Below are 11824 nucleotides of genomic sequence, written 5' to 3' on the forward strand. Positions count from 1 at the left end.
AAATTAGCCTTTAATTAGAGCAAATTAACCCAAAACAAGCTATTCTTAACAAAAACGAATAATAATTTATTATTAATTATGCTTAGTAAAACAAATCAACTTAATAAAGATCAGCTCAAAGATCTAGAATACTTAAAAACCGTTTGCAAAAAAAATGACGGGAGTGTGCCTAATTTGTACACTCATTTGCTCATGCAAAAAAGAAATTTGCCTACACTCGTCCTGAAGTATGACAGAAAAAAATTGATTGGCTTTCTAAGTGTTTTTTTCTTTTACGAAGATGCAGTTGAAGTTTCTCTAATGGTTCACCCGAAGTATCGTCGGAAAGGCATTGCCAAAAAATTGCTTCACAATATATTACCGCTAGTGCAAGAACAAGGTTTTCAAAAATTGATTTTTTCTAGTCCTGCACATATCAATAGTTCGTGGTTATCTGAGCTTGGTTTTTCATATTTGCATAGTGAATACTATATGGAGCGGCATGATTTAAATCCATTGCTGGATTACAAAAAAAATCTAACATACCGCACTGCTACAGAGAAAGATATTCCATTGCTTTGCGTCTTAGATGAAGCGTGTTTCTTCAAAACCCAGGCAGAGTTAGTTCCTCGTTTTGAACACATCCTAGGAGACAGAACTTATCAAATAATTTTGGCCTTTGAAGACAATCATCTTGTAGGAAAAGCACACATACGCTGGGAAAACCATGGCGCAACCCTTTCTGATATCGCCGTTTTACCCATTCGACAAGGGAAAGGATTAGGGACAGCCTTGATTTCTCACTGCATCAATTATGCTCTAAGTGAAGGAAAACCTGATCTCAATCTGGATGTCGAAACGCACAATCAAAAAGCGCTTAATCTATATACCCGTCTCGGTTTCCTAACTCAAAACTCATGTGATTACTGGGAAATTAACCTCTACGATTTGCAAAAACGAATTAAACCAAAACAAAAACTTGGATAACTTAGCTTACAAAACAGGTTCCTATCTAAGAAAACAGATTATATTCAATGTCCTGATCAATCATTAAGTTCAAAGAAAATTGTACAATACTACTAAGGAATGGGATTCACCCCTTTGCGGAAATGACAATGCGAGTAATCCTACTTTAATTTTAATCTATAACACCTCCTCATATAGAGCTTGACAGAATTTAAACCCCGCCTTTAGTATTGTCCTAAAAAAGCCGTAGCAACAATTTTATCGCAAAATTGTTCGTTCAGCTTACATGAAACGTTTCACATATTAAAAATAAAAGGGATCATTGATGAAAAAAAGGGTTGTTATAACCGGCATGGAAATAACTTCTTCCATAGGAACAGGTGTAAGCAAATTCTGGGAAGCGGCAAAACAAGGGCAATGTGGAATAAAACGCATCCAGAGCTATGATCCTTCCTTGTATCCAACACAAATAGCAGGAGAAATTACGGATTTTTCACTGAATCATCTTCCTGAACTTAATAAAAATAAGCGGTATCCACGCGTCGCTCAATTTGCCCTCTATTGCACCCATAATGCCATAGAACAATCTGGACTTACTCCCCAGGAACTCAGCAAGACAGGGACTTTTATCGGTACTGGGATGGGGGGATATCCGGAATCAGAGAGCAGTTATAAATATTTTTTCAATGATAATTGGAAGAAAATGCAAGCTTTGACGGTGATTCGAGGAATGTCTAACTCCATTGCTAATTTTATTGCCATTGGATTTGGTCTCGGTGGACCCAATTCCACGATTTCGAATGCATGCGTTTCCTCAGCGGATGCTATAGGAACTGCTTACCAGCAAATTGCTCATGGCAGACTTTCCACGGCAGTCTGTGGCGGTACCGAAGCTCCTCTTTGGGAATCAATGATGTCTGCTTGGTGCAAATTAAAAGTCATGTCTACCAATAATGAGACACCAACAAAATCCTGCCGACCCTTTGATCTGAATCGTGAGGGGATGGTAATGGCAGAAGGAGCTGGGATTTTAATTCTTGAAGAATTAAATCACGCCAGAGCACGAGGAGCCACGATTTTTGCGGAAATTATTGGTTTTGGTTCCAGCTGTGATGCATTTCATATTACCGCACCTTCTTCAGAAGGCCAGCAACGTGCGATTCAAGGGGCACTAGATGATGCTAAATTATCACCGCGAGATATTCAATATCTCAAAGCCCATGGAACTGGAACCCAATTAAATGACAAAATTGAAACGCAAACGATTAAATCAATATTTGGTGAAAGAGCCTATGAAATCCCAATTACCGCACAAAAATCGATGATTGGGCATGCCATAGGAGCCTCTGGGGTAATGGAAGTCATTTCCACATCATTGAGTCTACAACATGATCTATTATTACCTACAATTAACTTAGAAACACCAGATCCTGCTTGTGATTTGGATTATGTACCTAATGAATCCAGGAAAAAAACAATTGATATCGTACTATCCAATCATTTTGCTTTTGGAGGTGCCAACGTGGCGTTAATTCTCCGCAGATATATCAAATAAATGAGATTGTCGTAGCCTGTTCAACCCAGGCTACATATATATCCTAGTTTCGTTAAACTATCAGCACTCAAGATTTCCTAACTTAAAACATATAACCTACACTAAACAATAATTCCGTAGTATATAAATGAGGCATACCGGGACCTTGATCTAAGGTCGCTCCATCATCACCTAAATAATTTTTACCCCAATCTGCAAATTCAACCCCTACACCGACTTGCCAGTTTGGAGTTAACATTTTTTGCACGCCTAACCCAAGGGTGTAGGAAAAAGCAACGGTACTGGCGGTATCAAACCAATAGGTAGGATACAAAACAGGATCTATTGTAGTAGGAAGCCAATCATGAGCATGGTTCCAACCCACACCAAAACTACCACTTAAATAAGGCTGAAGAGATTGAAAACCGCAAGCAATGAGTTTTCCTTTAAACTCTGCACGTACATGACTTACCTTATAGCTATAGGTATAAACATCCGGAACCCCATCAACAGAAACTGTTCCCGAAAGACCCGCATCACTCGCTGCAGCCACGCCGAGTCCGAATTGGGCAATCACATTGCTTGCACCAATAAAATGCTGTAGCCCAAAAAATAATTCACCCGATCCTAACCAGTCGGATCTCGAGTCAGCAAGATATAAGTTGTTCTGGGGAGGGGGAAAAGGATAAAGATATTGATCTTTACCTGGATTAGACCATGCAGGTCCTCCGCTGACGATAATAATGGATGACCAAACCTGGGGTAACACTGGAGCATAAGGATCTACCATAGCATATACATTTACGGTAAACAGCGCACAAAACCCTGAGGCTATTATTTTTTTCAACATACATATCCTTTTGATTTTTAATCACGAAATCCTAAGCATTCAGGCTAATTTTATACAGTATTTGGACCTATTTTTCTATACTTCATATCACTACATTTTAACTGCGCGTGCTCTGCTTTACTGAGAATCCGAAAACGTTCCATAATCACTGTCGCGGCGAAATGCAACCAAATACCTGTTCCCCATTCTTTTCCAAATTAACAAAAATGAAAAGATCTTAATAAGGGCTCGCTCTATAAATGATTCTGTACCAAGCAAAGGAGTCGTTTAAAACATAGCAATGGGCGTTTCTTGGGTATATAATCAGATATTTTATAAAAAAAGGCTAACAAATGAGTTATTCACTACGTGATATAGCAAATAAGATCCAAGGGGTAGTCATAGGTGATGACTCAATAAAAATCTCTTCATTGTCTCCTATTGATGAGATTGTACCTGGAAGCTTAGTATTTGCTGACAGTAATGAAAATGTGAAATTGGCAGAGGCATCACAAGCAGCTGCTATATTAGTCAACACTCACATCACTGCTTCTCAAAAACCAATAATACAAGTAAAACATCCTTTCAAAGCTTTTATCACTTTGATGCATCATTTCAATCCACCACAAAAAACAAGACCTGGAATCCACTCCACTGCAGTAATTGGCGAGGGTGTACAATTAGGAGAGGAGGTATTTATAGGCCCCTATGTGGTAATTGAACCCGGTTGTGTTATTGGAGATCATTGTATTTTAAAAAGTCATATTCATATTGGTCGTGAAGTGACTCTGGGTGCCCATACTACCATCCATTCTCATGTCACTATTTATGACACCTGCCAAATTGGTTCCCGAGTAACTATTCATGCCTCTACGGTTATTGGCTCTGATGGTTTTGGTTATACCTTTGTTGATGGCAAGCACCTGAAAGTCCCTCATATTGGCCGAGTCATCATTGGGGATGATGTAGAGATAGGTGCGAATACCGCCATAGATCGTGCCACAATGGGAGCGACTGTTATTGGAGAAGGAACTAAAATTGATAACCTGGTCCAAGTAGCCCATTCAGTTAAATTGGGTAAACATAACATATTATGTGGTTTCACAGGCATAGCAGGAAGTACGACTTCCGGAAACAACGTCATTTTTGCGGCGAATGTTGGGGTTAGCGATCATGTACGCATTGATGATGGGGTTGTATTAGGCGCTCGCACCGGAGTACCACCCAACAAACATTTAAAAGAAGGAAATGTTTATTTAGGCAATCCAGCTCGTCCTAAGGATATTGCTATTCAACATGAGTTAGGCGTCAATCGCATCCCTTTAATACGCAAAAACATTAAAGCACTCTCCGAACAAGTTGAATCATTAAAGAAACAATTAGCCAAAGCAGAGGCAGAGTAACTATGACATCCCCCTTGATTCTCATTGATGGTTCATCCTATTTTTTTCGTGCCTTTCATGCATTGCCGCCTTTAACTAATTCCAAAGGCCAGCCCACAGGTGCCATCTATGGGGTAGCTAATATGATTAAAAAGCTCATTAAAGACTACCGACCAGAAGAGTTGGCTGTAGTTTTTGATGCCAAGGGGAAAACATTCCGAGATGATTGGTATCCCGAATATAAAGCCCATAGACCCTCCATGCCCCAAGAGCTAAACTCTCAATTTGAGCCATTGATCCAGATACTGGAAGCGATGGGACTTCCCATATTGATTATCGAGGGAGTTGAGGCCGATGATGTAATCGGGACTTTGGCACGACAGGCGACGGAACAAGGAATTTCTGTGGTCATATCGACAAGCGATAAAGATATGGCGCAACTTGTTAATGAACACATTACATTAGTCAACACCATGAGTAATACCATCATGGGAATTGAAGGCGTCCGAGAAAAATTTGGGATAATACCAGAGCAAATGATTGATTATCTCACCTTAATTGGCGATAGCGTCGATAACATTCCAGGAATAACCAAATGTGGACCAAAAACCGCTGTCAAATGGCTTACAGAATATCAATCTCTGGATAATCTCATCCAACATGCGACGGAAATTAGTGGCAAAATTGGAGAATATTTACGAGAAGGTATTCCCCATCTGTCATTATCCAAGAAATTAGTGACTATAAAAACCGATGTTACTTTACCCCTAAGTTGGGGGGAGTTAAAGCCTAAACCCATGAAGAAAGAACAACTTATTGAATTAACCCGTCAATTTGAGTTCAAAAACTGGCTGAAAGAGCTATTAGGGGAAGAGGAAAGTATATCCTCGAACAAATCAAGTATCTCTAGCACTTCTTACGAATTGATTACAACAAATCTCCAGTTAAATCAGTTGCTTAATCAACTGGAGGAATCCGAAGAATTTTGCATTGCTATAGAAACTAGCAGTATCGAAATCATGGTTGCAGAAATCGTTGGAATCTCTTTAGCACTTAAAGAAGGGAAATGCGTATATATTCCATTGACCCATCTAGATGGGACAACTCAATTAATTCGTGAGGAAGTATTAACTGCATTAAAACCTATTTTAGAAAATTCTAAAATAAAAAAAATAGGCCAAAATCTTAAATACGATTATGCAATATTGAAAAACCAGGGGATTAACCTTAAAGGTGTGTATTATGACACTATGTTAGAATCATATGTGCTCAATAGTGCCTCTGGCCGTCATGATGTTGAGTCTATGGCCTTAAAATACTTAGGACAAAAAACAATTAGCTACGAAGAGGTTGCAGGAAAAGGCGCCAAACAATTGCGTTTTGATCAAGTTCCAGTGGCTAAGGCCGCTGCTTATGCTGCAGAAGAGGCAGTAATTACCCTGCAACTTCACAATAAATTGTTCTCTATGATCCCAGAATCGGTACAAAATGTCTTCAATGAGATAGAAATGCCTTTGGTTCCCGTGCTTGGCGATATGGAGCGCCTTGGAGTGCTTATTGATTCCATAACTTTGGAACAACATGGGAATCGATTAAAAGAGCGCATCCATGCCTTAGAGCAAGAGGCATTACAATTAGCAGGTAGACCCTTTAATCTGAACTCGCCCAAACAATTACAAGAGATCCTCTTTGATTCACAAAAGCTGCCAGTGATCGCAAGAACACCCACGGGCCAACCTTCTACAGCCGAGTCTGTATTGCAAGAGCTCGCGTATGACTACCGTCTTGCAGCAGTAATTCTTGAGTACCGTAGTTTAACAAAACTTGTTTCTACTTATATTGATGCCCTACCTAAAAAAATTAATCCGCACACGCACCGAGTTCATACCTCGTACAATCAGGCGGTCGCTGCCACAGGTCGACTTTCTTCTAGTGAACCCAATTTACAAAATATTCCTATTCGCAGTGAAGAAGGCCGGCTAATTCGTACTGCATTTATTGCACCTGAAAACTGCCTCATTTTAGCAGCAGATTACTCACAAATTGAATTACGAATTATGGCTCATTTATCACAAGATGAGAATCTTTTAAAGGCCTTTGCTCGGGGTTGGGATATTCATACGGCAACAGCCAGTGAAATTTTCCAAACACCCCTAGAAGAGGTGAGCAGCGAACAACGGCGTCGGGCTAAAGCAGTTAATTTTGGTTTGATTTATGGGATGTCAGCTTTTGGTCTGGCAAAACAGATTGGTGTTGAACGTCAGGATGCACAATATTACATTGATACTTATTTCCAACGTTACCCTAAAGTTTTGGAATATATGAATCGCACCAGGCAGCAAGCCCATCATCAAGGTTATGTGGAGACTTTGTTTGGTCGACGTTTGTATTTACCTGAAATTAATGCACGCAACATGGTTCGCCAAAAGGCAGCAGAGCGAACTGCAATTAATGCGCCGATGCAAGGTACTGCGGCAGACATCATAAAAAAAGCCATGATATCTATTGCCCACTGGCAAAATGAGCAAAAAAATCCACCGGCCAAGATGATTATGCAAGTACATGACGAGTTAGTCTTTGAAGTACAAGCCCAAGAGATTGAATCAAGCAAAAAGATAATTCGAGAATTAATGGAGCACACAGTAGAACTTTCCATTCCCCTTGTAGTCTCTATTGGTATAGGCCCTAATTGGGATGCAGCTCATTAGAGTGATGCAATGTCAGTGAGGTTACGATACGAAGCAGCAACGCTTCATTTATACATGATGCGTTGCCCAATAAATATTTAATGCATCACCGTATTCAAGAGGTTTAATAATTTGTCCTCTTACATTTAAGTCTTTGATCGCAAGCTTATCCTCTTTTGTATAAGCATTTGTTAAAATAAACACTTCGGTAAAAGCTAGGGAAGGATCTTTTCGGATTATTTTTAACAGATCAATTCCATTCATTTTAGGTACATTAATATCCAGAAGAATAACTTTTGGATGAATTTTTGCTTCTCCATCCCGCCCATATAATTTATTTAATGCCTCTTCACCATTAGAAGCAACTTCAATAGCGCACGACTCTTTAACTTTTTTAAAAATACGTTTTACACCCTCGACATCAACAATATCATCCTCGATATACAAAATATCAACGGTGTTTCCTTGGGATTCCATAATCATTCTCCTGCCGCGTTTCTGTTTTTATAAATATCACAAAATCACGGGTATTAAGATAGATTCTAAAGTGAATTATCCTAATTATATTGATTCATACTTTAATTATAGTATCAATAAAAGATCATTATGTGAAAAGTTTAACTTTATTGCCTATAATCTATATTACCAAGTTATAAGGAATAAAAATTATGTATCAATTAGATAAATCCATTAATTTTATGCTTGTGGATGACGATGAAATTGATATTAAAGATATGCAAAGAACTTTTAAAAAAAATAAGATCGACAATCCACTTCATGTAGCCACTAATGGAATAGAGGCTCTAAATAAATTATTAGGCATAAATGGAGAAAAAAAATTAAAACCTACCCCCAAAATTATTCTTTTAGACATTAATATGCCTAAAATGAATGGGATTGAGTTCATGAAAACTCTACGAACTAATAAAAAATTAAAATCCGTTTTGGTTTTTATTCTCACTACTTCGAATAGTGAAAAAGATAAAATAGATGCTTATAACCTGAATGCAGCTGGCTATATTGTAAAACCTTTTCAAATTTCAGATTTTATGGAAGTCATTTCCTCATTACATCATTATTGGAATCTACTTGAATTCCCAAGCAAAAAAGCGGAATAATATTTGTAATTCATTATTTAATGAGAGTGTAAATCTTGTTTTTTAATTTGCTTAGGCCAGGTAAAGGACATTGAAGTTCCATGTCCAACCCGAGATCGGACCATTACTTGTCCTCCCTGGGATTCAACAATTTTCTTTACTATACTCAAACCAACACCCGTCGACTCCAATTCATCTCTTGATTTAAGGGTTTGAAAAACGACAAAAATCTTATCAAAAAACTCAGAGGGTATTCCGGGACCATCATCATGAATCGTAAACAGATAAAAGGCCCCTAATGTGTCTAATTCAATATTTATCTTTCCTTTTTTTCGATGGTGATGCTTTATGCTATTGCCGAGTAAATTGGATAATACCTGTATTAATGGGATCCTTGCTGTTTTGAAAATCGGCAGATGTTTTGGATAACGTATTTCGAATCGCCCATCTTGATTAAGATTTTCAATAATTTCCTTCAAAATTTCTTCAGTATTCACCAGCTCAAGATTCAAATCGATCCGACCAGCTCGTGAGTATTGTAATATTCCATCAATTAAATTAGCCAGGCGCAAAGTACGTTGCCGTAATAATGCTAAATGTTCTTTCGATTTATCATCTAATTTATCCATATTATCTTCTTCAATCCAAGTCGCTAAACGTTCGATTGCACGCAGCGGCGCCTTCAAATCATGCGAGGCAATATAAGCAAATTGTTCTAATTCTTCGTTCGTTTTAATTAATTGAGTTTCAATTTTCTTTGCTTCAGTAATATCTTTGGAAATCATGACATAACCAATCGGGTGGCCCTCATTATCACGTCGTACTGTTAAGGTTACCGAGGCAATAAAAGTCGACCCATCTTTACGAAGGCGTTCAAATTCCTGATCGGCTTTTCCTTCTTCTAATGTTTTTTGCATAAACTTCTGAGCAATTCCTGATTTGATGTCTTCAGATTTAAAGAGGTCTAAAATATTTTTCTTGTTTACCATCTCGGTCGCATGGTACCCGTAATTGCGGAAAGCTCCTTCATTCCATACAATTATTTTCCCATCCAAATCAGTTGCGACAATGGAATACTCAATCGAGCTTTCTAAAATATTTTGCAAGATGCTTTTTGCATAAAATGCTTCTTCCGTCTTAATAGGTTGTACCTCCAAGTCAAGTATGCTCTCTTTTATTGGGGCATTCTTTTTGCTTTGGTGATGTTTATTTTTGTCCAATTTTTGCCCTAAGGAATTCAGATCCTCATCACTTTCTTTTTCATGAATTTTTTTTGTTTTCTGTATTCTCTGTGGTTGGTGATCCGAAGACCCATGCATTAGCTCATAATCCATAATTTGCGGTTCCCTAAAATTTATCTATTTGTTATGTAAACAATATATATAAATTATAGCGTGAATTTGAACCCTTTGCTGACGACACCAAAAAGTAAGTCAGAACAATCTAGATGCTATCTAGTTTACAGCCGCCGCCACTCTTTTAGCATGGGGTGCATGTGAAAATGCTTGTTGTTTGTTTCCGATTGACTCATCAAAATAATAAGCCCAAGTTTTTTCAATGCATGTCTGATTTACGGTTTTAGTCCAAGTGTTGTACTCATTAACCAACCGGTTATATTGAATAAAAACTTTAGCAAAAGCTCCACGCATAAATTCAGAGTCTGACCAGGCGATAAGAGGAAGATGAGGATATTTTTGTAATATTACTGCTGCAAGTTGTGGGCCATGAGTTGAGAATTCGTCAATCAAATTTAACTCACCATCAATAATAACCAGATCGGGTGCATGAGTATCTATAAAAGACAAAGCATCTTGGCTATTACTTACGACATCAATTGATATTGGAGCACTAACTGACTCCAAGAGTCTAGATAAGCAAAATGCATTAAAAACGTTGTCTTCGATAATTAATACACGCATAGCATCCGGGCTCCCTATAAGTTCATGATTAAGTATAAAGATCAAACCTTAAGGAAGAATTAAGAAATTATTTTTTTAAACTAATTTATTTTCTTGTTTATGTAATTCAAGTTTCACGCACCACTATATATAATTACTTAAATTTATAGTGAGAAAGAACACAACCCATGCTGAATATTAAAACGGAAGTACTTAACGCCGAACATAGAATTCGTGGGTATATTCGTGAGACTCCCTTGGATTTCTCTGTTCCACTAAGTCAATTAACCGGGGTAAATCTTCATTTAAAATGTGAAAATTTACAGTATACAGGTTCATTCAAAATACGGGGGGCATTTAATGCTTTATTGTCTTTAAAAAAAGAACAGCTAAATGGTATTGTCGCGGCCTCTACAGGAAATCATGGAGCAGCAATCGCGTACGGATTACATAGGCTTAATCTGCCAGGAATTATTTTTGTTCCCGAACATGTATCCCCCGTAAAAAAAGAAAATATAGACTTTTATAATACTTCTCTTAAACTCTATGGCAACGATTGCGTAGAAACTGAGATACACGCCATAAACTACGCAAAACAACAGGGCATGGTGTATGTATCTCCCTATAACAATAGGCAAGTAATTGCAGGTCAAGGCACAATCGCCGTAGAACTTATGCGTCAACTCAATTCCATTGATGTAGTTTTTATACCTGTTGGCGGAGGGGGATTAATTGGCGGAGTTGCTGGATACCTGAAAGCAGTTTCATCTAAAACTAAAATTATAGGGTGCTTGCCAGAAAATTCTCCAGTTATGTACGAATCGGTTAAGGCGGGAAAAATTATTTCCATGGACACCTTGCCAACCCTTTCCGATGCCACAGCCGGGGGCATTGAGCCAAATTCAATTACTTTAGATCTATGTCGCGACTATGTGGATGATTTTGTTTTAGTTTCTGAAAATGAAATTCAATCTGCAATCCTCACAATCGTCAATACTCATCATTTATTAATTGAAGGTGCCGCAGGCGTTGCTCTGGCTTCATTTTTAAAATGTGCCAAATATTATCAAGGAAAAAATGTGGTGGTTGTTCTAAGTGGCGCTAATATTAGTCTGGAAACATTAAGGAAAGTAATCCAGTAGGGTAAATAATTCCGTACAATTTTTTGCCTTAATCACTCATCATCCGCAGATAGACTGCAGGATGATGAGTTTAAACCATTTATTTAAAAAAACCTTAATGGCCACCGCCCCCTTCTCCGCCATAACCTTTTTCATTACTTGATGAGATGGGTTGATCAGGCTGACTTGTATTGCAGGAACTGAATAATACAGTAATACCTAACAAACAACCTGCAAAAATCACTCTTCTTAATAGTTTAATTGTTAACATGACTTTCCCTTTTAATGATTTAATCCATAAATAGTCTAAGTCCAAAATCCTACTTCATAG

The 11824-nt window shown here is 38.0% G+C and carries 11 protein-coding genes; 6 read left to right on the forward strand and 5 right to left on the reverse strand.

What is annotated here, in order from left to right; all coding sequences use genetic code 11:
* The first annotated feature begins 78 nt into the window (after positions 1–78).
* Positions 79–966, forward strand: a complete 888-nt coding sequence (locus tag HBNCFIEN_RS15835) for a GNAT family N-acetyltransferase (RefSeq protein ID WP_182392016.1) — start codon at positions 79–81, stop codon at positions 964–966.
* Positions 967–1270: 304 nt separating this feature from the next.
* A complete protein-coding gene (locus HBNCFIEN_RS15840; protein ID WP_182392017.1) occupies positions 1271–2500 on the forward strand; it encodes a beta-ketoacyl synthase in 1230 nt (409 codons plus the stop codon).
* 82 nt (positions 2501–2582) lie between these two features.
* Here HBNCFIEN_RS15840 and HBNCFIEN_RS15845 read toward each other — a convergent pair whose 3' ends face one another.
* A complete protein-coding gene (locus HBNCFIEN_RS15845; RefSeq protein WP_182392018.1) occupies positions 2583–3329 on the reverse strand; it encodes an outer membrane protein in 747 nt (248 codons plus the stop codon).
* Between the two features lie 332 nt (positions 3330–3661).
* Between HBNCFIEN_RS15845 and lpxD the strand changes: the two genes are divergently transcribed.
* Complete coding sequence (gene lpxD, locus HBNCFIEN_RS15850; protein WP_182392019.1) at positions 3662–4711, forward strand: UDP-3-O-(3-hydroxymyristoyl)glucosamine N-acyltransferase; 1050 nt, start codon at positions 3662–3664, stop codon at positions 4709–4711.
* 2 nt (positions 4712–4713) lie between these two features.
* Positions 4714–7398 (forward strand): DNA polymerase I, encoded by a 2685-nt coding sequence (polA, locus tag HBNCFIEN_RS15855; RefSeq protein WP_182392020.1) that lies wholly within the window; start codon positions 4714–4716, stop codon positions 7396–7398.
* A 48-nt stretch (positions 7399–7446) separates the two neighbouring features.
* On the opposite strand, the gene HBNCFIEN_RS15860 is transcribed toward polA, so the two are convergent.
* On the reverse strand, positions 7447–7854 hold the full coding sequence (locus HBNCFIEN_RS15860) for a response regulator (protein ID WP_182392021.1): 408 nt from the start codon (positions 7852–7854) through the stop codon (positions 7447–7449).
* A gap of 191 nt (positions 7855–8045) precedes the next feature.
* On the opposite strand from HBNCFIEN_RS15860, the gene HBNCFIEN_RS15865 reads away from it, so the two are divergent.
* On the forward strand, positions 8046–8495 hold the full coding sequence (locus tag HBNCFIEN_RS15865; RefSeq protein WP_182392022.1) for a response regulator: 450 nt from the start codon (positions 8046–8048) through the stop codon (positions 8493–8495).
* Between the two features lie 17 nt (positions 8496–8512).
* Here HBNCFIEN_RS15865 and HBNCFIEN_RS15870 read toward each other — a convergent pair whose 3' ends face one another.
* Complete coding sequence (locus HBNCFIEN_RS15870; RefSeq protein WP_370530128.1) at positions 8513–9811, reverse strand: ATP-binding protein; 1299 nt, start codon at positions 9809–9811, stop codon at positions 8513–8515.
* A gap of 117 nt (positions 9812–9928) precedes the next feature.
* Positions 9929–10393, reverse strand: a complete 465-nt coding sequence (locus HBNCFIEN_RS15875; protein ID WP_182392023.1) for a response regulator — start codon at positions 10391–10393, stop codon at positions 9929–9931.
* Between the two features lie 167 nt (positions 10394–10560).
* Between HBNCFIEN_RS15875 and HBNCFIEN_RS15880 the strand changes: the two genes are divergently transcribed.
* Positions 10561–11514: a threonine/serine dehydratase gene (locus HBNCFIEN_RS15880; protein WP_182392024.1), complete on the forward strand. Its 954-nt coding sequence runs from the start codon at positions 10561–10563 to the stop codon at positions 11512–11514.
* 94 nt (positions 11515–11608) lie between these two features.
* Here HBNCFIEN_RS15880 and HBNCFIEN_RS15885 read toward each other — a convergent pair whose 3' ends face one another.
* Positions 11609–11764 carry a hypothetical protein gene (locus tag HBNCFIEN_RS15885; RefSeq protein WP_182392025.1) on the reverse strand — a complete coding sequence of 52 codons (156 nt, stop codon included), beginning with the start codon at positions 11762–11764 and terminating at the stop codon, positions 11609–11611.
* Between the last annotated feature and the right edge of the window lie 60 nt (positions 11765–11824).

This window comes from Legionella sp. PC997 (assembly GCF_014109825.1).
GTDB lineage: Bacteria > Pseudomonadota > Gammaproteobacteria > Legionellales > Legionellaceae > Legionella.

What these genes read in the sequence shown, in the direction of transcription:
- HBNCFIEN_RS15835 (WP_182392016.1), top strand. Translation starts at nt 79, where the DNA reads ATGCTTAGTAAAACAAATCAACTTAATAAAGATCAGCTCAAAGATCTA.
- HBNCFIEN_RS15840 (WP_182392017.1), top strand. Translation starts at nt 1,271, where the DNA reads ATGAAAAAAAGGGTTGTTATAACCGGCATGGAAATAACTTCTTCCATA.
- HBNCFIEN_RS15845 (WP_182392018.1), bottom strand. Translation starts at nt 3,329, where the DNA reads ATGTTGAAAAAAATAATAGCCTCAGGGTTTTGTGCGCTGTTTACCGTA.
- lpxD (WP_182392019.1), top strand. Translation starts at nt 3,662, where the DNA reads ATGAGTTATTCACTACGTGATATAGCAAATAAGATCCAAGGGGTAGTC.
- polA (WP_182392020.1), top strand. Translation starts at nt 4,714, where the DNA reads ATGACATCCCCCTTGATTCTCATTGATGGTTCATCCTATTTTTTTCGT.
- HBNCFIEN_RS15860 (WP_182392021.1), bottom strand. Translation starts at nt 7,854, where the DNA reads ATGGAATCCCAAGGAAACACCGTTGATATTTTGTATATCGAGGATGAT.
- HBNCFIEN_RS15865 (WP_182392022.1), top strand. Translation starts at nt 8,046, where the DNA reads ATGTATCAATTAGATAAATCCATTAATTTTATGCTTGTGGATGACGAT.
- HBNCFIEN_RS15875 (WP_182392023.1), bottom strand. Translation starts at nt 10,393, where the DNA reads ATGCGTGTATTAATTATCGAAGACAACGTTTTTAATGCATTTTGCTTA.
- HBNCFIEN_RS15880 (WP_182392024.1), top strand. Translation starts at nt 10,561, where the DNA reads ATGCTGAATATTAAAACGGAAGTACTTAACGCCGAACATAGAATTCGT.
- HBNCFIEN_RS15885 (WP_182392025.1), bottom strand. Translation starts at nt 11,764, where the DNA reads ATGTTAACAATTAAACTATTAAGAAGAGTGATTTTTGCAGGTTGTTTG.